General features: G+C 66.0%; 20 protein-coding genes. 10 read left to right on the top strand and 10 right to left on the bottom strand.

Going from position 1 to position 22,348, the window contains the following annotated elements; all coding sequences use genetic code 11:
• Positions 1 to 255 precede the first annotated feature (255 nt).
• From ACQR1Y_RS31170 to ACQR1Y_RS31155, 4 genes are all read left to right on the top strand, one after another.
• The gene (locus ACQR1Y_RS31170) at positions 256 to 891 is read left to right on the top strand and encodes a hypothetical protein (RefSeq protein WP_434859774.1); all 636 of its coding nucleotides are present in this window, start codon (positions 256 to 258) and stop codon (positions 889 to 891) included.
• Between the two features lie 41 nt (positions 892 to 932).
• Positions 933 to 2,549 carry an ABC transporter substrate-binding protein gene (locus tag ACQR1Y_RS31165; protein WP_434859773.1) on the top strand — a complete coding sequence of 539 codons (1,617 nt, stop codon included), beginning with the start codon at positions 933 to 935 and terminating at the stop codon, positions 2,547 to 2,549.
• Between the two features lie 133 nt (positions 2,550 to 2,682).
• Entirely contained in the window at positions 2,683 to 4,206 is a 1,524-nt protein-coding gene (locus tag ACQR1Y_RS31160; protein ID WP_434879430.1) for an ABC transporter substrate-binding protein, read from the top strand.
• A 213-nt stretch (positions 4,207 to 4,419) separates the two neighbouring features.
• The gene (locus ACQR1Y_RS31155) at positions 4,420 to 5,991 is read left to right on the top strand and encodes an ABC transporter substrate-binding protein (protein WP_434859771.1); all 1,572 of its coding nucleotides are present in this window, start codon (positions 4,420 to 4,422) and stop codon (positions 5,989 to 5,991) included.
• 302 nt (positions 5,992 to 6,293) lie between these two features.
• Here the strand turns inward: ACQR1Y_RS31155 and ACQR1Y_RS31150 are convergent, their stop codons facing one another.
• From ACQR1Y_RS31150 to ACQR1Y_RS31130, 5 genes are all read right to left on the bottom strand, one after another.
• Positions 6,294 to 7,262 carry an NAD(P)H-dependent flavin oxidoreductase gene (locus ACQR1Y_RS31150; RefSeq protein WP_434859770.1) on the bottom strand — a complete coding sequence of 323 codons (969 nt, stop codon included), beginning with the start codon at positions 7,260 to 7,262 and terminating at the stop codon, positions 6,294 to 6,296.
• 144 nt (positions 7,263 to 7,406) lie between these two features.
• Positions 7,407 to 8,024 carry a hypothetical protein gene (locus ACQR1Y_RS31145; protein WP_434859769.1) on the bottom strand — a complete coding sequence of 206 codons (618 nt, stop codon included), beginning with the start codon at positions 8,022 to 8,024 and terminating at the stop codon, positions 7,407 to 7,409.
• Positions 8,024 to 8,605: a YqaA family protein gene (locus ACQR1Y_RS31140; RefSeq protein ID WP_434859768.1), complete on the bottom strand. Its 582-nt coding sequence runs from the start codon at positions 8,603 to 8,605 to the stop codon at positions 8,024 to 8,026. The genes ACQR1Y_RS31145 and ACQR1Y_RS31140 overlap by 1 nt, the downstream gene beginning before the upstream one ends.
• 73 nt (positions 8,606 to 8,678) lie before the next feature.
• Entirely contained in the window at positions 8,679 to 9,080 is a 402-nt protein-coding gene (gene hisE / locus ACQR1Y_RS31135) for a phosphoribosyl-ATP diphosphatase (RefSeq protein ID WP_434859767.1), read from the bottom strand.
• A 106-nt stretch (positions 9,081 to 9,186) separates the two neighbouring features.
• On the bottom strand, positions 9,187 to 9,585 hold the full coding sequence (locus ACQR1Y_RS31130; RefSeq protein ID WP_434879431.1) for a hypothetical protein: 399 nt from the start codon (positions 9,583 to 9,585) through the stop codon (positions 9,187 to 9,189).
• 278 nt (positions 9,586 to 9,863) lie between these two features.
• Here ACQR1Y_RS31130 and ACQR1Y_RS31125 point away from each other — a divergent pair, with 278 nt between their 5' ends.
• From ACQR1Y_RS31125 to ACQR1Y_RS31105, 5 genes are all read left to right on the top strand, one after another.
• Positions 9,864 to 10,916, top strand: a complete 1,053-nt coding sequence (locus ACQR1Y_RS31125; protein ID WP_434879432.1) for an ABC transporter substrate-binding protein — start codon at positions 9,864 to 9,866, stop codon at positions 10,914 to 10,916.
• Between the two features lie 88 nt (positions 10,917 to 11,004).
• Positions 11,005 to 12,795, top strand: coding sequence for a glucan ABC transporter ATP-binding protein/ permease (locus ACQR1Y_RS31120; RefSeq protein ID WP_434859764.1), 1,791 nt, complete (start codon positions 11,005 to 11,007; stop codon positions 12,793 to 12,795).
• 174 nt (positions 12,796 to 12,969) lie between these two features.
• Entirely contained in the window at positions 12,970 to 14,397 is a 1,428-nt protein-coding gene (locus ACQR1Y_RS31115; RefSeq protein ID WP_434859763.1) for a D-alanyl-D-alanine carboxypeptidase family protein, read from the top strand.
• 198 nt (positions 14,398 to 14,595) lie between these two features.
• On the top strand, positions 14,596 to 16,287 hold the full coding sequence (locus tag ACQR1Y_RS31110; protein ID WP_434879433.1) for a long-chain fatty acid--CoA ligase: 1,692 nt from the start codon (positions 14,596 to 14,598) through the stop codon (positions 16,285 to 16,287).
• A 168-nt stretch (positions 16,288 to 16,455) separates the two neighbouring features.
• Complete coding sequence (locus ACQR1Y_RS31105) at positions 16,456 to 16,941, top strand: peroxiredoxin (protein ID WP_434859761.1); 486 nt, start codon at positions 16,456 to 16,458, stop codon at positions 16,939 to 16,941.
• A gap of 126 nt (positions 16,942 to 17,067) precedes the next feature.
• On the opposite strand, the gene rnhA is transcribed toward ACQR1Y_RS31105, so the two are convergent.
• From rnhA to ispH, 3 genes are all read right to left on the bottom strand, one after another.
• On the bottom strand, positions 17,068 to 17,532 hold the full coding sequence (gene rnhA / locus ACQR1Y_RS31100) for a ribonuclease HI (RefSeq protein ID WP_434859760.1): 465 nt from the start codon (positions 17,530 to 17,532) through the stop codon (positions 17,068 to 17,070).
• The gene (locus ACQR1Y_RS31095; RefSeq protein WP_434879434.1) at positions 17,529 to 18,500 is read right to left on the bottom strand and encodes a homoserine kinase; all 972 of its coding nucleotides are present in this window, start codon (positions 18,498 to 18,500) and stop codon (positions 17,529 to 17,531) included. Before ACQR1Y_RS31095 ends, rnhA begins: the two co-directional genes overlap by 4 nt.
• Before the next feature lie 147 nt (positions 18,501 to 18,647).
• A complete protein-coding gene (gene ispH / locus ACQR1Y_RS31090) occupies positions 18,648 to 19,616 on the bottom strand; it encodes a 4-hydroxy-3-methylbut-2-enyl diphosphate reductase (protein ID WP_035641886.1) in 969 nt (322 codons plus the stop codon).
• A 284-nt stretch (positions 19,617 to 19,900) separates the two neighbouring features.
• Here ispH and ACQR1Y_RS31085 point away from each other — a divergent pair, with 284 nt between their 5' ends.
• Positions 19,901 to 20,599 carry a DUF1013 domain-containing protein gene (locus ACQR1Y_RS31085; RefSeq protein WP_434859758.1) on the top strand — a complete coding sequence of 233 codons (699 nt, stop codon included), beginning with the start codon at positions 19,901 to 19,903 and terminating at the stop codon, positions 20,597 to 20,599.
• A 282-nt stretch (positions 20,600 to 20,881) separates the two neighbouring features.
• Here the strand turns inward: ACQR1Y_RS31085 and ACQR1Y_RS31080 are convergent, their stop codons facing one another.
• Together ACQR1Y_RS31080 and ACQR1Y_RS31075 are read right to left on the bottom strand one after the other, a co-directional pair.
• Positions 20,882 to 21,616, bottom strand: coding sequence for an OmpW/AlkL family protein (locus ACQR1Y_RS31080; RefSeq protein WP_434859757.1), 735 nt, complete (start codon positions 21,614 to 21,616; stop codon positions 20,882 to 20,884).
• A gap of 185 nt (positions 21,617 to 21,801) precedes the next feature.
• The gene (locus ACQR1Y_RS31075; RefSeq protein WP_434859756.1) at positions 21,802 to 22,074 is read right to left on the bottom strand and encodes a hypothetical protein; all 273 of its coding nucleotides are present in this window, start codon (positions 22,072 to 22,074) and stop codon (positions 21,802 to 21,804) included.
• Between the last annotated feature and the right edge of the window lie 274 nt (positions 22,075 to 22,348).

Here is a 22,348-nt window from a genome sequence, read left to right as displayed (position 1 = left end):
GATCAATTGACACTCGTCAGGGGGCGGGGCATGGGATCGAGGGAGGCGCTAACGGTACGTTCACCGTACTCTGGCGCCAGGCAGGACAAGGCCTTTGGCGTGCGATCGCTGATCGACGCGAAGCGCCCGATTCTGCAAAGGATTCCGGCTGAACTGACGTGGCAGACGCGCTCTCGCACCCGGCTCGAAAACTGCTCTCACGACCGTGGCAGAAGCGCATCAGTTTACCGGAATCGAGCGTCAGAGGAGTAGCGTATGAGTTCGTTGAGTGAACAGAATCCGATGAACCCGCAAGACCCGCTGCACTATGCGCCGCGGTGGCTGCGGGAACGCCCGGAAGCAGCACGTCTATCTCTCGTCGGTGACACCGCCAAGGCAGCGGAGGCGGCCGAGCGTCCCGCTCCGGGACAGCAGGGTCCACTCGATGCTCGCCTGGAGACCGCCGTGTTCGAATCCCTCCGCCAGTCACTGAATCCGCAGGTCATGCGCGAGCCGCCGGATCTCGAGCGTGAGCGCGACCGCCGCTCGGTCGTGTTCAAGATCGCCGGCCGTTTCGCCGCCGCCACCGGCGTCGCCGCCGTGGTCGCGCTGTTCTTCGTCAACATCGTCCCGGTGTGGCGCCAGCCCGATGCGAGCTCGTCCTTCGTCGCCGCCGTGCAGTCGATGAAGTCGCTGCCGCCGGTCGCCGCCGACGTGCAGGACGTCAAGGCCGACCAGACCAGCGCGCTGCCCGAGCGGGTCGAGCCGCCGGCCCCTGCCCTGACGCAGTTCAAGTCGCTGCTCGCGGACGCTCCGGCGCCGGCGGCAGAGGCCGATACGTCCGAAAAGCCGATGCTGCAGCAGTTCATGCAGTGGAACCAGAAGACGGGTCAGATGGAGCGGGTTCGCTAACCCTCTACGACTGATCCGTTTCCAACACCTTACAGGCGACGATGACCGACGTCCTACCGCAGAAAGCGGCAGCACGCCGAACGCAGGCTCACGCCCGTATCGCAGCCGCCCTGCTCGCGACGCTGATCGCGAGCGGAGCCGCGCCGAGCGGAGCCGTTGCTGCGCCCGGCGAAAACGTGAGCGTGGCGCGCCAGCTCGGCGGCCGCGTCGGTCCGATCATCGGCGCCGCGCTGGCCTGCCGCGACATTGCGCGTCCGCGCATCCAGGCCATCCTTGAGAAGTTCCAGCTCGTCATTCGCGAGGCCGCAAGCAGCGAGGCCGATCGGGACGAATTGACGCGCCTGCTCGACAACTACGTGGCGGAGGGCCGCAGCCTCGTCACGTCGGGCCGGATGGATTGCCCCGGCGCCGAGCGCCTGCTCGCCGATCTCGAACAGTCGATCGCGGCGCCGCCCACGAACAGGCCGATCGTGAGCTTCGGGCCGGCCATGGCGCAGGCTGCGACGACGCCGGCCCAAATGCTGCCGCCCGCCGGCAACGTCCGCGGCGTGACGCAAAGCGAGATCAAGCTCGGCATGGTGATCCCCTATGCCGGGCCGGTGAAGGAGACCGGGCGGCTGCTGAAGGTCGGCATCGAGGCCGCCTTCAACCGCGTCAACGAGGCCGGCGGCGTCAACGGCCGCGTGCTGAAGCTGGTCACCGCCGACGACGGCTACGATCCGGCGCGCACGCTCGATGCGATGAAGCAGCTCTACGACAATGAGCAGGTGTTCGGCTATATTGGCAATCTCGGCTCCGCCACCGCGGCGGTCGCGATCCCCTACGCGCTCGAGCGCCGCGCGCTGTTCTTCGCGCCCTATACCGGCGCCAACGTGGTGCGCCACGACCCGCCGGATCGCTACGTCTTCAACTACCGGCCGAGCTATGCCGAGGAAACCGACGCGCTGGTGCGCTATCTCGTCAAGATGCGCCGGCTGCAGCCCAGGCAGATCGTCGTGTTCGCGCAGAACGACGCGTTCGGCGATGCGGGCTTTGCCGGCGTCGCCAAGGCGTTCCGCGCGCTCGGCGCCAGCGACAATTCGATCGTGCGGGTCAACTATCCGCGCAACACCGTCGAGGTCGACGACGCGATCAATCAGTTGAAGCTGCTGAAGACGCCGGTCAAGGCCGTGGTGATGCTGGCGACCACCCGCGCGGCCGCCAAGTTCATCGAAAAGGCCCATGGCGTGTTTCCGGGCGCGATCTTCGCCAACATCTCCGCGGTCGGCGGCTCGGCACTCGCCAGCGAGCTGCTGCTGCTCGGACCGCGCTACGCCGACGGCGTGATCGTCACCCAGGCGGTGCCGGGCGTCTCCGGCTATTCCAGCCTGGTGCTGGACTACAAGAGCGCCCTCGCCAAGTACTTCCCGGGCGAGCCGCCGGACTACACATCGCTCGAAGGCTACATTTCCGCGAACATCCTGATCGAGGGATTGAAGCGCGCCGGCCCGAGCTTCGACACCGAGCAGCTGGTCGAGACGCTGGAGAACATGCGCAACATCGATCTCGGCCTCGGTGCGCAACTCGGCTTCGGCCGCGCCGAACATCAGGCCTCGCACAAGATCTGGGGCACCGCACTCAACGAAAGCGGGACCTACCAACCTGTCGAACTTGAATAGGATACCGCTGGAGGCAGCACGGTCCGGACGACGACGACGACAAATCGACGACAGAGAAACCCCACATTAATTCGAAATGCCGCGAATAGCAGAACAATGAGGGTTGGAAGCAACTGAGAAGGTGGATAGTTCGATGGCCATTCGTTGGTCCGCGTTGATCCTGGGGGGCCTGCTCGCCGCTCCCTTCGGCCCCGCTCTGGCGGCGGCTCCCGACGTCGTCCGGGAGCTTGCGGGCCGTGTCGGGCCGGTCGTGGGACAAGCCTCGGCCTGCCCCGACATCGCGCAGGGCCGCGTTCAGACCATCGTCGACAAATTTCGCGAAGCGATCCGCCAGGCCACGACGAACGATACCGAACGCGACCTGCTGACGCGCACCTTCAACGGCTACATCGCCGAGGGCCGTAGTCGCACGGGCACCTCGCAGGCCACCTGCGTGGCCGCCGAACGTCAGCTGACCGACCTCGAGCGCTCGCTCGGCCAGCCGGCCGCAGCTACCCCGCCCGCCAAGGCGGACGCGACGATCGGGGCCGTCAGCACCGGGCCCGTTCGTGGCATCACCGACCGCGAGATCCGCTTCGGCATGGTGTTGCCTTTCACCGGCATCCGCAAGGAGACGGGCCGCCAGATGCGGCAGGGGATCGAGGCCGCGTTCGCCCGCGCCAATGATTCCGGCGGCATCAACGGCCGCACCCTGCGGCTGGTCGCGGCGGATGATGGATACGACCCAAACCGCACCCTCGCGGCGATGACGCAGCTCTACGACAAGGAGCAGGTGTTCGGCTTCATCGGCAACATCGGCACCGCCAACGCCCAGGTCGCCATTCCCTATGCGCTCGAGCGGCGCGCGTTGTTCTTCGCGCCGAACTCGGGCGCCGCCGTGGTCCGCCGTGACCCGCCGGACCGCTATGTGTTCAACTATCGCGCCAGCTATTCCGAGGAGGCGGCCGCGATCGTCAACTACCTCATCAAGCTGAAGCGCATTCCGCCCAAGCAGATCGGCGTCTTCCAGCAGGATGACGCCTATGGCGACGATGCCTTCGCCGGCGTGGCGAAGGCCTATCGCCAGCTGAACATCAGCGACGCCGTGGCGCGCTTCACCTTTCCGCGCGCCACGATGGAGGTCGACGATGCGATCAACAAGATCAAGGCGCACAAGCCCGCGCTGAAGGCCATCATCATGGTGGCGACGGACCGCGCCGCCGCGAAGTTCATCGAGAAGACACGCGATGCGATACCGGGCCTGATCTACGCCAACGTCTCCGCCGTCGGATCGACGTCGCTTGCGACCGAATTGAAGCTGCTCGGGCCGCGCTTCACCAACGGCGTCATCGTGACGCAGGGCGTGCCGGCGGTTTCGGGCTATTCGAGCCTCGTGCTCGACTACAAGAATGCGCTTGCCAAATACGCGCCCGGCGAAGCGCCGGACTACACGTCTCTGGAGGGCTACATCGCGGCGACCATCCTGATTCAGGCGCTGAAGCAGACCAATCCGCTCGACACCGAGCGTCTGGTCGACACGCTCGAATCGATGCGCAGCCTCGATCTCGGCCTCGGCACGACGCTCGCGTTTGGACGCGCCGAGCATCAGGCTTCGCACAAGATCTGGGGCACTGCCCTCGATGAAACCGGCACGTACCAGGCGATCGAACTTGAGTAGAATTAGCTTCGAAGGGGAAGAGGTGGTGGATTCGCTCCGTTAGCAGGTTCTAAAGCATGATCCGAGAAAGCCGTGCCGGGTTACCGAAATGGTCATGCTCTTAGGAAAGGCTGGTCTGTGCATGGTGACGGTCTTATGGCTTATCCGTCGCGGACAGAGCGTCAATTCACCAGGCGGAAGACCTGGATTGGGGTCGATAGTGGGATAGTGGCAATGAGCTTTCGTTCTAGCGTGTTTCTGGTTGCGGCATTGCTCGCAACTCCCGCCAGCGCGGCGGGCACCAATGCGGATGTCGTACGTAATCTCGCGAGCCGGGTCGGTCCGATCGTGGGAGCAGCGTCCGCGTGTCAGGCGATCGACCAGGGCCGCGTTCAGGCCATTGTCGACAAGTTTCGCGAGGTGATCCGGGAGGCATCCACGGGCGGCTCGGATCGCGACGAACTCACGCGCGTCTTCAACGGCTATGTCGCGGACGGGCGCAACCGCGTGGGCGCAGCGCAGACCGACTGCAACACGGCTGGACGCCAATTGGCCGAACTCGAGCGCTCATTGGGGCAGAGCGCGCCGAGCCAGACGGCCACCAGCCTTGCCGGGGTGATCGCGCCGTCCGCGGCCGTCGCAGCCACCGCGCCAACAGCCACCCTGCCGCCGCCCGCCGCCAGCAATGTCCAGGGCGTCAACGCCAACGAGATCCGCTTCGGCATCGCCGCTCCGTTCTCCGGGGCGTCGAAAGAGCTCGGACGGCAGATGAAGATGGGCATCGAGGCCGCCTTCAACCGCGCCAATGATTCCGGCGGCGTCGCCGGCCGATCGCTGCGGCTCTATTCCGCCGACGACGGTTACGAGCCGTCGCGCACGCTCGATGCGATGAAGCAGCTCTACGAAAAGGACAAGGTGTTCGGCTTCATCGGCAATGTCGGCACGCCGACGTCGGCCGTCGCCATGCCCTACGCCCTGCAGCGCCGGACCCTGTTCTACGGGGCGTTCACCGGGGCCAACATCCTGCGCAACGATCCGCCGGATCGCTACGTATTCAACTATCGCGCCAGCTATGCGGAAGAGACCGACACGGTCGTGCGCTATCTCGTGAAGCTGCGCCGCCTGCAGCCGCGTGACATCGCCGTGTTCGCGCAGCAGGATGCCTATGGCGATGCCGGCTTCTCCGGCGTGGCGAAGGCGTTCCGCTCGCTCGGCCTGGCCGACACCGCGATCACGCGCTTCAACTACAAGCGCAACACGGTCGACGTCGACGAGGCGGTCAACCAGCTCCGCGCGATGAAGACCCCACCCAAGGCGATCGTCATGGTGGCGACCTACCGGGCGGCCGCGAAGTTCATCGAGAAGACCCGCGACCTCTACCCGAGCATGATCTACACCAACGTCTCCTTCGTCGGCTCGACCGAGCTGTCGGATGAGCTGATGCTGCTCGGCCCGCGCTATGCCTCGGGCGTGATCGTCACCCAGGTGGTGCCGGCGGTCGGCGGCTATTCCAGCGCGGTCCTCGAATACAAGGGCGCGCTGGAGAAGTACTTCCCGGGCGAGGCGCCGTCCTACGTCTCGTTCGAGGGCTATGTCGCCGCCAACGTCCTGATCCAGGCGCTGCGCAAGGTCGGTCCGCAGCTCGACACCGAGGCGCTGATCGACACGCTGGAGAACATGCAGAGCATCGATCTCGGCCTCGGCGCCAAGCTCGGCTTCGGCCGCGCCGAACACCAGGCCTCGCACAAGATCTGGGGCACCGCGCTCGACGAGCGCGGCAAGTTCCAGGCGATCGAGCTCGAATAGCCCCGTCGATCCCAGCGGGACCCCGAGACAGAAACGCGGCAGCCCCGGCTGCCGCGCTTTTGCGTTTGACGTGATGCGGCGGCTCATCGCAGCCGCGCATGTAGCATTCCGACGGCCCGCAGCTCGCGGCTGCTCCAATCGCAGCGGAAGCTCTCTGCTCCGTCATTCCGGGGCGTGCGCAGCACGAGCCCGGAATCCATCTCACGGCAGATCATGCAGCCCGATGGATTCCGGGCTCATCGCGCTGGCGCGCGTCGCCCCGGAATGACACCGAGATGGGAGCACGGCCGCAGGCCGCAAGCTCACAGCGGCGGATCAATGGCCTCGTCGTATTCCTTCTTGAAGCGGGCGATCAGCTCGGCGGCGGGCAGCACCTCCTTGATGGCGCCGATGCCCTGGCCGGAGCCCCAGATCTCCTTCCACGCCTTCGGCTTGGCTCGCTCGCCGGAGGCATCGGTGCCGAAGCTCATCTTCGAGGGGTCGGAGGTCGGCAGATTGTCCGGATCGAGGCCGGCGGCGACGATCGACGGCTTCAGGTAGTTGCCATGCACGCCGGTGAACAGGTTCGAATAGACGATGTCGTCGGCACCGGACTTGGTGATCATGTCCTTGTAGTTCTCGACCGCATTGGCCTCCTTGGTGGCGATGAAGGCCGAGCCGATATAGGCGAAGTCGGCGCCGAGGATGCGGGCGGCGCGGATCGCGCGGCCGTTGGCGATGGCGCCCGACAGCGCGATCGGACCGTCGAACCAGCTGCGCGTCTCCGCAACGAAGGCGAACGGCGAGATCGTGCCGGCATGGCCGCCGGCGCCGGCTGCGACCAGGATCAGGCCGTCAGCGCCCTTCTCGATCGCCTTGTGGGCGAAGAACTGATTGATGACGTCGTGGAAGACGATGCCGCCCCAGGCATGCGCCGCCTGGTTCAGCTCCTCGCGTGCGCCGAGCGAGGTGATCATCATCGGCACCTTGTACTTCTCGCACAGCGCCAGATCCTGCTCGAGCCGGTTGTTGGAGCGGTGCACGATCTGGTTGACCGCGAACGGCGCCGATGGACGCTCGGGATGCGCGCGGTCGTAGGCGGCGAGTTCCTCGGTGATGCGCGCCAGCCATTCGTCGAGCAGCGCGGCCGGGCGCGCGTTCAGCGCGGGAAACGAGCCGACGATGCCGGCCTTGCATTGCGCGATCACCAGGTCGGGCACGGAGATGATGAACAGCGGCGAGCCGATCACCGGGATCGACAGGCGTCCCTTGAACAAGGCGGGCATGGACATGGACAGGAATTCCTCTTGGTGAAATGCGGTCGCTCGTGATCCCGAGCATGCCCGACATCATGCCGTGATGGCAATTCGCTCGCAGAGGGACCGGAAAAGCCCGTGGAGGGTCTTGCGTTGAGGCGCTGGCCAGAACGCGACGGTCTACTGGCAGAGCGCCGAGGTTACGAAGGTATCGGTGCGGCAGTCGTCCGGCTTGCGCTGGCGACCGGGGATCAGCACCTTTGCCGAGCAGGTCTCGGCGGAATCGGTGTTGAGGCTCTTGCCTTCCTTGTAGCCCTTGCCTTGGCACAATTTGTCGGCGCCGAGCTTGCAGTCCGGCGTGCCGTTGGTGGCGATCGGGCAGACGATGCGGCCGGACACCATCGTGGACGGTTTGGCGAGCCGCGAGAGCGTGTCGCCGGTCTCCTTCAGGACGCCGCCCTGGTTGTCGCCGCCTTTGGGCGCGGGCGGCTGGACGGCCTGCCGTGGCGGCTGCGGCGGCTCCGACGGCGCGGCCTGCGCGCCATCGTCCGTCGCAGGCGGCTCGGCGGGCTCGGGGCGCTTCAGCGGGATGATCGACATCTTGTCGAACAGCTTGCCGAGTTCTTCCACCAGACCGGGATTGGAGGGCGGCGGAGGCGGCGTGGCGGCAGGTGGCTGCGGCGGCGGTGCCTCGCGCAGGCCAGCGCCAGGGGCCGATTGCGCCCATGCCGCGGCCGTGAACAGCATCGCTGCGATCAAGGCCGAACCTGCGATCAGCCCGGCGCGCCGCGTCCGCATCAGATGAGCTTCACGGCGATGACGAAGCCCGCCACCAGCACGGCCGCGCCGATCGCCACCCACAGGCCGAGATGCTTCTCGATGTGCACCCTGATCCATTCGCCGTAGCGATTGAGCAGGATCGCGGCGATGAAGAAGCGGCCGCCACGGGCTACGATCGAGCAGATGACGAACAGGAACAGGTTGTAGCCGGCAAAGCCCGACGTGATCGTGACGAGCTTGTACGGGATCGGCGTCAGCCCCTTGAGGAGGATGATGATGGCGCCCCATTCAGCGTAGGAGGCGCGGAAGGCGTCGACCTTGTCGCCGAGACCATAGAGATGGATCAGCCATTGGCCGAGCGAGTCGTAGAGCAGCGCGCCGATGGCATAGCCGACCACGCCGCCGGCGACCGAGGCCGCGGTGCAGACGCCGGCGAACAGCCAGGCGCGTTGCGGCTTCGCCAGCGACATCGGAATCAGCATCACATCCGGCGGCACCGGAAAGAACGAGCTTTCAGCGAAGGCGATCGCCGCCATGATCCAGAGAGCATGCGGCTTGTGGGCGGCGTCGATACACCAATCGTAGATCCGTTTGAGCATGGCCGGGGATGAAGCAAACCGGGCCGCATTTGTCCATGCGTTTGTCTTTGGGCGATGTGCCCATTCGGCGACGCTAATGCCGCTTGCGGATGATCCGGTTGTCGGCCGCGACGATCGGTCGCCCCGGAACACGCGCAGACGCCGCCTTGGCGACCTTCACCGGCGATTTCGGCAGTTTCTCCGCGATGCCGAGCATCAGCTCGCGCCGCTCCATCTCGCGCCAGACGTCCTCCGGCTGGATGCCCAGCTCGGCCCACAGCACGGCGAGATTGTAGATCAGGTCGGCGCTTTCGCGCACCACCGCCTGCGTATCGCCGCCGACGGCATCGATGGCGACCTCGATCGCCTCCTCGGCGAGCTTCTTGGCCATCTTGCCGGTGCCCTGCTGCATCAGCTTGGCCGTGCGCGAGCGCGCGGGATCCAGATCCCTCGCCGCGAGAACTGCGCGATAGAGCCGCTCGATCGAATCAGTCATTCGGCCACAATAGTTAAAATCAATGGCGGTGGTGTTAACGAGTGCGGCAGACATGAAAAAATCCGCCGGCGCGAGGCCGGCGGATTTTCTGAGGGGTGATCGTTGATCACCAGCGATTGTAGTAGCCACCGCCGTAATACGGACCGCCGCCGCCATAATAGTTATAGCCGGGGCCGTAGCCGTAATGGGCCGGACGACCGTAGTAATAGTGGTCCTCGTAGTAGGCGCGACGGTTCTGCGCCGCGGCGATGGCGAGACCCGTGCCGACGATGCCGGCGAAGGCCGCGGCAGCCGCCGCACCGCCATTGCCGCGATAGTGGCGCCGGCGCGCGCTGACGTCGGTCAGGCCGCCGTCATTGGCCGTCTTGGCGACAGTGCCCTTGTCAGCCGGCGCGGAGCCGGCGAAGGCGAGGGTCGGCTCAACAGTCGTCAACGTCACCGCGGCCACCGTCGCCAGGACGGTAGCACGGCCAAAGCGTGAAAAACTTCCGCGCTGTGCGATCATGTGGATCCTCCGTGTGATCAAAACTCGCCAAATCAACTCCTCAACTGGGGTGACAGTTCCCCCGGCGAAACCGCGAGTCGAAGCCGCAAATCGCCGCAGGCCTTGCTCATGGACCGTTCAGATTCCATCGGACATGATCAGGCACCGCCGGCCCCGAGCGGCGTTGTCACGAAATTGACACATCGAGATCGCCGTCGCGGCCGCTGAACTGATTAGAATACCGGCGCCGAGACCATGCGGCCTCGTCAATACCGGCGTGACCTGATGCGCGTGACCTGATGCGTATGCGACGACCCATCACCCTGCTTGCTCTGGCGCTGCTCGCGGCTGTCGCGCCTGGATGGCTGTCCTCAGGACGCGCGAGGGCTGAGGAGCCGAAGCGCCCGGTCGCGGTGATGTTCGCGCTGGACCGCGCGCTCGATGGCAGCCTGGCGCCGTTCGTGCTCGCCGGCAGCCGCGGCCTGTTCGGCGCCGAGGGCGTCACCGTCACGATGACCACGGCCAAGGGCTCGACCGAGGCGATCGCCCGCGTGGCGGCCGGCGAGGCCGACATGGCGCTGGCCGACATCAACGAGCTGATCCGCTATCGCGACGGCACCAACAGCCAGCCGATCAAGGCCGTGTTCGTGCTGTTCAACAAGGCGCCCTATGCGATCATCGCGCGCAAGAGTCGCGGCATCAACGCGCTCGCCGACATCGAGGGCAAGACGGTCGGCGTCGCCGAGGGCGATCTCTCGATCCGGCTGTGGCCGGCGGTGGTGAAGCACAATCATCTCAAGGCGGAGACGATCAAGCTGTCGCGCGTCGGCGCGGCGGTGCGCGAGCCGATCCTGTCCGCCGGACAGGTCGACGCCGTCAGTGGCTTCTCCTACCTCTCCGCCATCAATCTGCGCGACCGCGGCGTGCCGGCCGCCGATCTCGCCGTGCTGCGCTTCGCCGACTATGGCTGCGAGGCCTATGGCCACGCGGTGATCGTCAGTCCCGGCTTTGCCGCCAAGCAGCCGGGAGCCGTGAAAGGCTTTCTGCGGGCGCTGACCTCAGGCGTGCTGCTCGCGATCAAGGACCCGGCGGCGGCCATCACCGAGGTGGCGAGCAAGATGGACGATCCATCGCGCGAGCTGGAACTGGAGCGGCTGCAGGCCGTGCTCGCCGACAATGTGCTGACCTCGGACGTCCGCCGCGACGGCCTCGGAGGCATCGATCCCGCCCGGTTCGAGCGCGCGCTCGACCAGATCGCCGAGGATCGCAAATTCACCCACAAGCGCCCGGCTCCGGCCGATATCTTCGACAACGGCTTTCTGCCGCCGGCCGACAGCCGCCTCGTCAATTGAGCGCTCGCCGCGATTGCCGATCCCTTGCTAACATCGGGTGAACCGCCGGCTGGCGGTGATTCCACCTCTGCTCACGAAGCGCCCTGCCATGTCCCTGCTCCGCATCTATCTCCGCGTGCTCCAATTGCTCGGAAAGGAGGCGCGGCTGGGCTGGATCGTCGCCGTGGCCAACCTGGCGCTGGCGGTGGCGCAGTTCGCCGAGCCGGTGCTGTTCGGGCGCATCGTTGATTCATTGTCCGGAAACGCCTCGACCGCCACGGCCTGGCCGCTGCTCGCGGCCTGGGCGGCGTTTGGCCTGTTCACGATCCTCGCCAGCGCATGGGTCGCCCTGCAGGCCGACCGCCTCGCGCATCGCCAGCGCCACGCGGTGCTGACCAGCTATTTCGAGCACATCCTGCAGCTGCCGCTGACGTTCCACTCCGGCACGCATTCGGGACGGCTGATGAAGGTGATGATCAACGGCACCGACGCGCTGTGGAAGCTGTGGCTGTCGTTCTTCCGCGAGCACTTCGCCGCGATCATGTCGGTGCTCGTGCTGCTGCCGCTGTCGCTGTATCTCAACTGGCGGCTCGCGATCCTGCTGTTCGTGCTCTGCGTGGTGTTCACGGTGCTGACCACGCTCGTGGTGCGCAAGACCTACGGCATGCAGAGCGAGGTCGAGGAGCATTACAGCGATCTCTCGGCGCGGGCCTCCGACGCGCTCGGCAATGTCGCGCTGGTGCAGAGCTTCGTGCGCATCGATGCCGAGGTGCAGGGCCTGCGCAGCGTGGCGGGCCAGTTGCTCTCGGTGCAGATGCCTGTGCTCGGCTGGTGGGCGCTGGTGACGGTGATCACGCGTGCCTCCACCACGATCACCGTGCTCGCGATCTTCACACTCGGCATCGCCCTGCACCAGGCCGGGCTGACCTCGGTCGGCGAGATCGTGATGTTCGTGTCGTTCGCGACCATGCTGATCCAGAAGCTCGAGCAGGTCGTGTCCTTCATCAACAACGTGTTCATGGAGGCGCCGCGGCTCGCCGAATTCTTCACCGTGCTCGACGCCGTGCCCGCGGTGCGCGACCGCCCGGATGCGATCGAGGTCAGCCGGCTGTCCGGCCTCGTCGAATTCAACGACGTGTCGTTCTCCTATGACGGCAAGCGGCCGGCGGTGGAGGATCTCAGCTTCACCGCGCTGCCAGGCCAGACCATCGCGCTGGTCGGCCCCACCGGCGCCGGCAAGTCGACCGCGATCGCGCTGCTGCATCGCGCCTTCGATCCGCAATCCGGCTTCATCAAGATCGACGGCATGGACGTGCGCGGATTGAAGCTCGCATCGCTCAGACGGAACATCGGCGTCGTGTTCCAGGAGGCGCTGCTGTTCAACCGCTCGATCCGCGAGAACCTGCTGGTCGGCAAGCCCGATGCGACCGACGAGGAGCTGCGCACAGCCGCAGCCCGCGCCCAGGCGCTGGAGTTCATCGACCGCGCCGAGCAGGGCTTCGACACCAATGCCGGCGAGCGCGGCCGCATGCTGTCGGGCGGCGAGCGCCAGCGGCTGTCGATCGCCCGCGCGCTGCTGAAGGACCCGCCGATCCTGATTCTCGACGAGGCGACCTCGGCGCTCGATGCCGTGACCGAGGCCAAGCTCAATGCGGCGCTCGACGAGGTGATGAAGGGACGCACGACCTTCGTGATCGCGCATCGGCTCTCCACCATCCGCAACGCCACCAGGATCCTGGTGTTTGCGAACGGACGCGTGATCGAAAGCGGAACGTTCGATGAACTCGTTGCCAGAGGCGGTCATTTCTCGGAACTGGCAAAGGCCCAGTTCATGGTGCAGGAGAATGCGCGCGCGTCGCTCACCGCGCCGGAGGGCGACGGCAACACCGTCAAGGCCTGATCGCGGGACGCTTTCATCGTGGAATTGAATGGCTGGCCCCTGTTAACCAGGATCGAGCCGGTATAGGTTCGCGACCTGCCGCAACCGACGCGGCGCCGGACACGCTTGAAACCCGAAAGCCCTCTTGCCCACCTCGCGATGCGAGGCGGGTTCTCAAAGGACCGGACCAGACCAGTGCAGACGCTTCGCCTGTTGTCCCGCTATTCCTCGCTGAAAGTTCTCGCTCTCGCTGCCGCTCTCTTGCTCGCGCCGCGCCTGGCCCAGGCCGAAGCGCTGCTGCTCGTCGAAGCCGATACCGGCAAGGTGCTGGAGGCACAGAACGCGACCTATCCGTGGTACCCCGCCTCCGTCACCAAGCTGATGACGGCCTATGTGACGCTGAAGGCGGTGAAGGAAGGCAAGATCTCGCTCGACACCCTGTTCACGGTGTCGCCGACCGCGGCATCGCAGTCGCCGTCGAAGATGGGTTACCGGCCAGGCACGCAGCTGACCGTCGACAACGCGCTGAAGATGATGCTGGTGAAGTCCGCCAACGACATGGCGGTGGTGCTGGCGGAAGGTGTCGGAGGCTCGATCGACGGCTTCTCGGCGATGATGAACGACACCGCGCGCAAGCTCGGCATGACGCAGACGAGCTACGTCAATCCGAACGGCCTGCCCGCCGATGGACAGATCACATCGGCACGCGACCTCGCGATCCTGGCGCGGGCGATCATCCGCGACCTGCCCGAATACGAATATTTCGTGCACATCCCCTCGATCCGCTACGGCCGCCGCGTGGTGCAGAACTTCAACCGGTTGATCGGGCGCTATCCCGGCGCCGACGGCTTCAAGACCGGCTTCATCTGCGCCTCCGGCTACAATCTCGTGGCCTCGGCGACGCGCAACGGCAAGCGCCTGATCGCGGTCGTGCTCGGCGCCTCCTCGGGCCAGATGCGGGCGGTGCGCGCGATCCAGATGCTCGACCGCGGCTTCAACGGCAACCAGCTGAGCTGGCTGAAATCGCCGCTCGGCAATGTCGAGCAGCTCGCCCCTGTCGACGCGACGCCGCCGAACCTGCGCGACGACATGTGCAATGGCAGGCGCCACCGGCCGGCCAGCGACGATGACGGCGAGGAGACGATTGCCGGCGCCGAGGGCGAATCGACCGGAGGCACCCTGCTCGCCGGCCTGCAGGCGCCGACGATGAAGCCGTCCGAGCTGCTGGCCGCAGCCCCCGCCCCGTCCGAGCCCGTGCTGGTCTATACCGGCCCCACCCGCACCGGCGCAGCCCTGATCGCGGCGGTCGCGGCCGACGCCGATGCGCAGACCCCGGCCAAGCGCCGCGGCAAGAAGGCGCATGCCACCGCCGCTGGCAAAGAGGCGAAGCCAGCCACCCGCACCGCCGCCAAGTCCGAGGCGGATGCAAAGCCGGCCGCCAAGCCGGGCTCCAAGCCCTCGGAGGCGAAAACGTCCGACGCCAAGCCGGCCGCCGCCCGGCACGCCGCCAAGCACGAATCCAGCCCAAAATCAGCGGCTTCCGACACGGCCGCCAAGCCGGCCAAGCCCAAGGCGGCCGCCAAGCCGAAAACCGACGGCAAGCCCGCGCCGAAGGACGGCTGATCCCGCGTCGCACACCCGCGCTGGCAGCCGGCCACGGCGCCGGCACGGCGTTCTCCCCGTCCCTCTTTCGTCTACGCCCCGACCGCTTGCCTTGCCCGGCCGGAGGTGAGATTTTGGCCGCCGAATGCCGCCCCCCGGGACGACCGGCGCGCCGGCACATCAAGCGACCATAAAAGACGATCAGGAGAGGGAAGGTTCATGGAGCGCATCTGGCTCAAGCACTATCCGGCCGGCGTTCCCGCCGATATCGAGCCCAGCAAGTACCAATCGCTGGTCGAGCTGCTGGAAGAAAGCTTCAAGAAGTTTGCCGACCGCCGCGCCTTCATCTGCATGGACAAGGCGATCAGCTATCGCGAGCTCGACGAGATGTCGGTCGCGATGGGCGCCTATCTGCAGGGCCTGGGTCTGGCGAAAGGCGCGCGCGTCGCGCTGATGATGCCGAACGTGCTGCAATATCCGGTCGCGATCTCGGCGGTGCTACGCGCCGGCTACGCGGTGGTGAACGTCAATCCGCTGTACACGCCGCGCGAGCTCGAGCACCAGCTCAAGGATTCCGGCGCCGAGGCGATCATCGTGCTGGAGAATTTCGCCCACACCGTGCAGCAGGTGGTCGGCCACACCCAGGTCAAGCACATCGTCATCGCCAGCATGGGCGACCTGCTCGGCTTCAAGGGGGTGATCGTCAACCTCGTCGTCCGCCGTTTGAAGAAGATGGTGCCGGCGTTCTCGCTGCCGGGCGCGGTGCCGTTCAACGACGCGCTCGCCGCCGGCCGCGGCAAGCGCTTCCAGAGGCCCGTGATCGGGCCGGACGACGTCGCCTTCCTGCAATATACCGGCGGCACCACCGGCGTCTCGAAGGGCGCCACGCTGCTCCACCGCAACGTCGTCGCCAACGTGCTACAGAACGACGCCTGGCTGCAGCCGGTGATGGACAAGCCGCCGCATGTCGATCAGCTCCTGATCGTCTGCGCGCTGCCGCTCTACCACATCTTCGCGCTGACCTGCTGCTTCCTGCTCGCGGTGCGCGCCGGCGGCGCCAACCTGCTGATCCCCAATCCGCGCGACATCGCGGGCTTCATCAAGGAGCTGATGAAGTACCAGGTCAACACCTTCCCGGCCGTCAACACGCTGTACAACGGCCTGCTGCATCATCCCGATTTCAAGAAGATCGACTTCTCCAAGCTGAAGGTTTCCAACGGCGGCGGCATGGCCGTGCAGAAGCCGGTGGCCGACCAGTGGAAGCAGGTGACCGGCTGCAGCATCGCCGAGGGCTATGGCCTGTCGGAGACCGCGCCGGTCCTGACCTGCAACGTGCCGACCTCGACCGATTTCACCGGCACGATCGGCCTGCCCCTGCCCTCGACCTGGCTCTCGATCCGCGATGACGACGGCAACGAGGTGCCGCTCGGCCAGCCCGGCGAGATCTGCGCCAAGGGCCCGCAGGTCATGGCCGGCTACTGGAATCGTCCGGACGAGACCGCCAAGGTGATGACGTCGGACGGCTTCTTCCGCACCGGCGACATCGGCGTGATGGCCACGGACGGCTCGATCAAGATCGTCGACCGGAAGAAGGACATGATCCTGGTGTCCGGCTTCAACGTCTATCCCAACGAGGTCGAGGAGGTCATCGCGGCCCATCCGGGCGTGCTGGAGACCGCCGTCATCGGGCTTCCGGACGAGAAAACCGGCGAGGTCGTCAAGGCCTTCGTGGTGAAGAAGGACCCAAACCTCACCCCCGAGGATATCGTCAAGCACTGCCACGAGCAGCTGACAAACTACAAGGTGCCGAAGCAGATCGAGTTCAGGACCGAGCTGCCGAAGACCAATGTCGGCAAGATCCTGCGCCGCGAGCTGCGTGACGAAAAGAAGAAGCCGGCGGCCGCCGCCTGATCCGTTGGCAGCGCAGCACCGTTGTGCGATGACGGAGTCGTGAACGCGGCGGGCCGTTGCCGTTTGCAGCCCGCCGAATAGTGTAGCGCGCACCGCGCAAGACACATTCGCAGAGATCCGTTCGCAAACGCCCGTTTGCAAGGCAGATCCAGGGGAAGGAGTTTCGATATGACGATCCAGGTTGGCGAAAAGCTGCCGCAGGCCCAGTTCCGCGTGATGAGCGAGGAAGGCCCGCAGGTCAAAACCACCGACGACATCTTCAAGGGCAAGAAGGTCGCGCTGTTCGCCGTGCCCGGCGCCTACACCGGCACCTGCCACAAGATGCATCTGCCCAGCATCTTCCTCAACGCTTATGCCCTGAAGGACAAGGGCGTCGACACCATCGCGATCGTCTCCGTCAACGACGCCTTCGTGATGAACGCCTGGAAGCGCGATACCGACCAGCGCGACGAGGCCGTGTTCCTGGCGGACGGCAGCGCCGAGTTCACCAAGGCGATCGGCATGGAGCTCGACGCCACCGCCCACGGCCTCGGCCTCCGCTCCAAGCGCTACTCGATGCTGGTCGAGGACGGCAAGGTCACCAAGCTGAACCTCGAAGCCGCCCCCGGCAAGGTCGAGGTCTCCGGCGGCGACACGCTGCTCGGGCAGCTGTGAGCTGACACGCGCTGCTGCGCATGAGTCGTTCCGGGGCGCGAAGCGAACCCGGAACCTCGAGATTCCGGGTTCGACGCTCACGCGTCGCCCCGGAATGACGACCAGAAATCACAAAAGCAGAAGACGTCAGCCCCGCACGTTCTTCTGCATCCGCGCCATCGCAACCCCATCGCGCGCCAATTGGTCCGCGCGCTCGTTCTCGGGGTGGCCGGCGTGGCCCTTGACCCAGTGCCAGTTGACCTTGTGCGGCTTCAGCGCCGCATCCAGGCGCTGCCACAGCTCGGCGTTCTTGACCGGCTTCTTGTCCGCCGTCTTCCAGCCGTTGCGCTTCCAGCCATGGATCCAGCCGGTGATGCCCTGACGGACATATTGGCTGTCGGTGTAGAGCTCGACCTGGCACGACTTCTTCAGCGCTTCCAGCGCCGAGATCGCCGCCATCAGCTCCATGCGGTTGTTGGTGGTATGCGGCTCTCCGCCCTTGAGCTCTTTCTCCTTGTCGCCGAAGCGCAGGATCGCACCCCAGCCGCCAGGGCCCGGATTCCCGGAGCAGGCGCCATCAGTGAAGATGCTGACGACCGGAGGCTCGCTCATGCCGCAGCTCCAAGGCCGTAGTCGCGCGCGCTGGTCACCGCCTGATGGAAGCGCAGCTTGCGGACATATTCGAGCGGGTCCTTCGGCTTCACCAGCGCGCCCGCTGGCACGTTGAGCCAGTCGACCAGCCGCGTCAGCAGGAAGCGGATCGCCGCGCCGCGCGCCAGCAGCGGCAACGCTTCCAGTTCGTCTTTCGACAGCGGCCGCTCGCGGCCATAGGCATGGAAGAACGCGCGCGCTTTGGTGACGTTGAGCGAATGATCGGCTTCGAAGCACCAGGCATTGAGGCAGATCGCGACGTCATAGGCGAGGATGTCGTTGCAGGAGAACGGGAAGTCGATCAGCCCGGACAGCTTGTCACCGAGGAAGAACACGTTGTCCGGAAACAGGTCGGCGTGGATGACGCCTTCGGGCAGATGGGTCGGCCATGCGCGTGCGAGGTGATCGAGCTCGGTCGACAGCAGCGCCGACAAGCCGGCCTGCACTGTGTCGGCGCGATCGGCGGCCTGGGCGAACAATGATTGCCAGCCGGACACCGACAGCGGATTCTTGCGCACCAGCGGGAAGTCGCGGCCGGCGAGATGCATCCGCGCCAGCGCCTCGCCGACCCCCGCGCAATGCACCACAGCCGGCTTGCGCGGCCACATCCCTTCGAGGAAGTTGATGATCGCCGCAGGGCGGCCCGACAGGCTGGAATACACCGCGCCGTCGCGGTTGCGCGCCGGCTGCGGACAGCTGACGCCGCGCGCGGCGAGATGCGCCATCAAACCCAGAAAGTACGGCAGATCGTCCACCGCCACGCGCTTCTCATAGAGCGTGAGGATGAAGGAGCCCTTCGTGGTGTGGAGCAGGAAGTTGGAGTTCTCGACGCCCTCGGCAATGCCCTTGTAGGAGAGCAGCTCGCCGATGTCGTAGGTCTTGAGAAAGTCCGCGAGCTCGTCGGCGGCGACGTCGGTGTAGACCGCCATGCCCTATCCTGATGGTCGAAGTTCGCCTGCCCTCGCCTCCCCCGATGCGAACTTCGAAACCAGGGAGGCCCGTTGCGCCTTCATCGCGCATGCAGGCGCCGCGTTCAAGGCCGATCGGGCGCGTCGGTCGGAAAAGAAGCGGCCGACTTACTCGGCCGCCGCTTCCGGACGCAGCGAGCGCGGCAGCGGGAAGAATTCGTTCTCCTCGGCCGCCGAGACGGTCTCGACATGCAGCACGTAGCGCTCGGCGAACGCGCCCATGATCTCCTCGACGATCACCTCGGGGGCCGAGGCGCCGGCGGTGATGCCGAGGCTCTTGATGCCCTCGAAGCGCTTCCAGTCGATGTCCGAGGCGCGCTGCGCAAGCACCGCGATCGGGCAGCCCTCGCGCTCGGCGACTTCCCGGAGGCGCTGCGAGTTCGACGAGTTCGGCGCGCCGACCACGATCAGGGCGTCGACCACCGGCGCCACCTTCTTCACCGCGAGCTGGCGGTTGGTGGTGGCGTAGCAGATGTCTTCCTTGTGCGGGCCCGAGATGTTCGGGAAGCGGCCCTTGAGAACCGCCACGATGTCGGCGGTATCGTCGATCGACAGCGTGGTCTGGGTCACGAAGGCAAGGTTGTTGGGGTCCTTCGGCGTGAAGGTCGCCGCGTCCTCGGCGGTCTCGATCAGGGTCACGGCGCCCGGCGGGAGCTGGCCGACGGTGCCGACCACTTCCGGATGGTGGGAATGACCGATCAGCAGGATCTCGCGGCCGCGCTTGAAGTGGATGGCCGCCTCACGGTGGACCTTGGTGACCAACGGACAGGTCGCGTCCAGCGAGAAGAAATTGCGCGCCTGGGCCTCGGCGGGAACCGATTTCGGCACGCCATGGGCCGAGAACACCACCGGTGCGTTGGTACTGTCGGGGATCTCGGCCAGTTCCTCGACGAAGATCGCGCCCTTGGTCTTCAGGCTATCGACGACGTATTTATTGTGCACGATTTCGTGGCGGACATACACCGGGGCGCCATAGATGGCGAGCGCCCGCTCCACGGTATCGATGGCCCGAACCACGCCGGCGCAGAAGCCGCGCGGCGAACAAAGCACGATTTTGAGGTCTGGTTTGGCTGCCATCGGGTGATCTGACATGGGCTGATCTATTGGCCTGATCTGTGCGGGCTGGTTGCGGCGACCGGAGCACCCCGGGCCGGCAAGCGGGGGCGGTCGAGACGGCACGGCTTCGAGCTAGATTGCGTTTGGGTACGACTTGGGACTGCTTTCGAGCCCTGTCAAGGCCGTTTTCGTCAGGCCATTGCGCCCCGCCCCCGGGACGGCTTATATAGGACGAATTCCCCGTCATCGCCGATGACCGCAGGTTTCGCCCCCCGGGCCGGGGCGGAGCACAAAGGAGATTTGCCATGAGCAACGCCCCGCTGATGCCGAAGGCAACTGCCGTGTGGCTGGTCGACAATACCGCGCTGACCTTCGACCAGGTCGCCGATTTTACCAAGATGCACCCGCTCGAGGTGCGCGCCATCGCCGACGGCGATGCGGCCCAGGGCATCAAGGGCATGGACCCGATCTCGACCGGGCAGTTGACCCGCGAGGAGATCGAAAAGGCCGAGCGTGACCCGAATTACCGGCTCAGGCTGCAGGAGAGCAAGGTCGTGCTGCCGCCGCAGCCGAAGCGCAAGGGCCCGCGCTACACCCCGGTGTCGCGCCGCCACGAGCGCCCGAGCGCCATCCTCTGGCTGGTGCGCAACCATCCGGAGCTGAAGGACGCGCAGATCATGCGCCTCGTCGGCACCACCAAGACCACCATCGCCAGCGTCCGCGACCGCACCCATTGGAACGCCCAGACGCTCACGCCGATGGATCCGGTGACGCTCGGCCTGTGCTCCCAGATCGAGCTCGATTTCGAGGTGCAGCGCGCCGCCAAGGAGAAGCCGCTCGACGCCAACTACAGCGGCGCCACCCTGCTGCCGGCCTCCGAGACCACGCGCAAGGACGAGTACGAGCCGGCCGGCCGCGACGAGGACGACCTCAACGTCGACGCCGTGTTCGCCAAGCTCAAGACCCTCGGCGGCAAGAAGCAAGAGGAAGAAGAGGAAGAGTAGGACGCGCGAGGGTCCATCTCTCAGGCATCGATTCGCAGACGCCTATCCCATCATCGGTGTCGTCCCGGCGAACGCCGGGACCCATAGCCACCGGCTCGCGTGACGGCGCGAGATGGTCGTGACTCAGCACCTGATTCCTCACACCCGCTGCGGCGTATGGGTCCCGGCTCAAGGCCGGGACGACTCCAGTTTGACAGGCCCGCGGCTCGCGACCCAAGCATAGTTCCAAAAAAATGGCGCCGGTAAACCGGCGCCATTGCAGTCTTGGGAGGAACGCGACAATCAGAACTTGTAGGTGACGCCGGCGCCGACCAGCCAGGGGTCGATGTTGGCGCGGCCGGTGATCGGAATCGCGCCATTGACGGTCGCCGAGTAGTTCGGCTGCAGCCAGAGCTTCTTGACGTCGACGTTCAGGCCCCAATGCTTGTCGAGCATGTAGTCGAAGCCGAACTGAACCGCCGCGCCCCACTGGTTGGAGATGTGCAGGTTGGTGACGGCAAGACCGTTCACGACCTGGTTGGCGGCGCTCTGGTTGAAGAACACCGTGTAGTTCACGCCGGCGCCGATATAGGGCTTGAAGGCGCCGAAATCGGTGAAGTGATATTGCAGCGTGAGCGTCGGCGGCAGCAGCCAGGCCTTGCCGATGTTGAGGCCATCCAGCGTGCCGGTGCCGCTGATCGAGTGCCGCGTCACGCCGAGGATCAGCTCGGCCGCGATGTTCTTGGTGAAGAAGTAGCTGATGTCGAGCTCGGGCACGACCTGGTTGGAAATCTTCAGGCCGGAATTCGGCGACGACAGCGCCGGCACGCCGGCGACGTTCACGCTGGAGCTGCCGCCATCCGGCAGCACGCCGAGCGCGCGGACGCGCAGCATCCAGGGATTCCAGGCCTCGACCACCGGCGCCTTGGTATAGACCGGCGCCGCCGCAGGCAGATCGGCTGCTTGCGCGGAGCCCATCGCTCCGCAGACCGCCGCCAGCACCAGCAGCGACGACGAGATTTGGAATGTTCTGTTCATCGAGGTCCCCATAGCCACACTTGAGCTACATTTGCGCGAGCAAAACCGCGCCTTGCAGTCACACCTGTGGCAGGGACGACACCGTGTTGAATTTGATCTCGATCAAACGGCCCGTCAGCGACGCCAATGTGGTCGCGAGTGTTGCAGCGCGGTCACGCGCGATGAGACGTACTTGCAATCGCGCGTCAGGGCCGATCGGGATGGTTCATCATGTATTCGCCGAGATCGCGCTGCCGCCGATCGGCCCGCGCCTCGGCGCGCTGCCGCTGCACGTCGCGATCCTTGCGGCAGGCGACGTATTCCGCGGACCCCTGCGCGACCTTGCCACCGGCCTGGCACACCGCATCGTCGTCATCATTGCCGAGCGCGACCGCAGGACCCTGATTGCGAGAGGCACAAGCCGTCAGCGAAAGAGCGGCCATCAGCACTAAGGCCAGGCGGGCGGAGGTCTGTCGCATCGGGCGGTCCATTCTCGTCAATCGGCGGTTTGAAGCCGTTGCTTGACGGCAATGGACGCCGGGGTCAAGCCCGGTGCGGCAATCGCCTCTCGTGTCACGAAGACGTCTTCCACCCCTCACCCTGAGGAGCACGCCGAAGGCGGGCGTCTCGAAGGGCGAGGCCCCAGCTCGGGCCTCATGGTTCGAGACGCGTCGCAAGGCGACGCTCCTCACCATGAGGGGTGGCGTAGACACCGGTGCTGCACATTAAGCAGCGTATTCACGCAGGTAACCA

It is taken from the genome of Bradyrhizobium sp. HKCCYLRH3099 (assembly GCF_051167855.1).
Taxonomy (GTDB): Bacteria; Pseudomonadota; Alphaproteobacteria; order Rhizobiales; family Xanthobacteraceae; genus Bradyrhizobium.
The sequence above is the reverse complement of the archived record's forward strand: the minus strand, read 5'-3'. Positions and strand labels throughout refer to the sequence as shown.

Excerpts from the sequence above, each read along its gene's own strand:
- ACQR1Y_RS31095 (WP_434879434.1), bottom strand. The coding sequence starts at position 18,500 with ATGGCGGTCTACACCGACGTCGCCGCCGACGAGCTCGCGGACTTTCTC.
- ACQR1Y_RS31075 (WP_434859756.1), bottom strand. The coding sequence starts at position 22,074 with ATGCGACAGACCTCCGCCCGCCTGGCCTTAGTGCTGATGGCCGCTCTT.
- ACQR1Y_RS31105 (WP_434859761.1), top strand. The coding sequence starts at position 16,456 with ATGACGATCCAGGTTGGCGAAAAGCTGCCGCAGGCCCAGTTCCGCGTG.
- ACQR1Y_RS31155 (WP_434859771.1), top strand. The coding sequence starts at position 4,420 with ATGAGCTTTCGTTCTAGCGTGTTTCTGGTTGCGGCATTGCTCGCAACT.
- ACQR1Y_RS31120 (WP_434859764.1), top strand. The coding sequence starts at position 11,005 with ATGTCCCTGCTCCGCATCTATCTCCGCGTGCTCCAATTGCTCGGAAAG.
- ACQR1Y_RS31170 (WP_434859774.1), top strand. The coding sequence starts at position 256 with ATGAGTTCGTTGAGTGAACAGAATCCGATGAACCCGCAAGACCCGCTG.
- ACQR1Y_RS31165 (WP_434859773.1), top strand. The coding sequence starts at position 933 with ATGACCGACGTCCTACCGCAGAAAGCGGCAGCACGCCGAACGCAGGCT.
- ACQR1Y_RS31110 (WP_434879433.1), top strand. The coding sequence starts at position 14,596 with ATGGAGCGCATCTGGCTCAAGCACTATCCGGCCGGCGTTCCCGCCGAT.
- rnhA (WP_434859760.1), bottom strand. The coding sequence starts at position 17,532 with ATGAGCGAGCCTCCGGTCGTCAGCATCTTCACTGATGGCGCCTGCTCC.
- ACQR1Y_RS31150 (WP_434859770.1), bottom strand. The coding sequence starts at position 7,262 with ATGTCCATGCCCGCCTTGTTCAAGGGACGCCTGTCGATCCCGGTGATC.
- ACQR1Y_RS31145 (WP_434859769.1), bottom strand. The coding sequence starts at position 8,024 with ATGCGGACGCGGCGCGCCGGGCTGATCGCAGGTTCGGCCTTGATCGCA.
- ACQR1Y_RS31125 (WP_434879432.1), top strand. The coding sequence starts at position 9,864 with ATGCGTATGCGACGACCCATCACCCTGCTTGCTCTGGCGCTGCTCGCG.
- hisE (WP_434859767.1), bottom strand. The coding sequence starts at position 9,080 with ATGACTGATTCGATCGAGCGGCTCTATCGCGCAGTTCTCGCGGCGAGG.
- ispH (WP_035641886.1), bottom strand. The coding sequence starts at position 19,616 with ATGGCAGCCAAACCAGACCTCAAAATCGTGCTTTGTTCGCCGCGCGGC.
- ACQR1Y_RS31085 (WP_434859758.1), top strand. The coding sequence starts at position 19,901 with ATGAGCAACGCCCCGCTGATGCCGAAGGCAACTGCCGTGTGGCTGGTC.
- ACQR1Y_RS31140 (WP_434859768.1), bottom strand. The coding sequence starts at position 8,605 with ATGCTCAAACGGATCTACGATTGGTGTATCGACGCCGCCCACAAGCCG.
- ACQR1Y_RS31080 (WP_434859757.1), bottom strand. The coding sequence starts at position 21,616 with ATGAACAGAACATTCCAAATCTCGTCGTCGCTGCTGGTGCTGGCGGCG.
- ACQR1Y_RS31130 (WP_434879431.1), bottom strand. The coding sequence starts at position 9,585 with ATGATCGCACAGCGCGGAAGTTTTTCACGCTTTGGCCGTGCTACCGTC.
- ACQR1Y_RS31160 (WP_434879430.1), top strand. The coding sequence starts at position 2,683 with ATGGCCATTCGTTGGTCCGCGTTGATCCTGGGGGGCCTGCTCGCCGCT.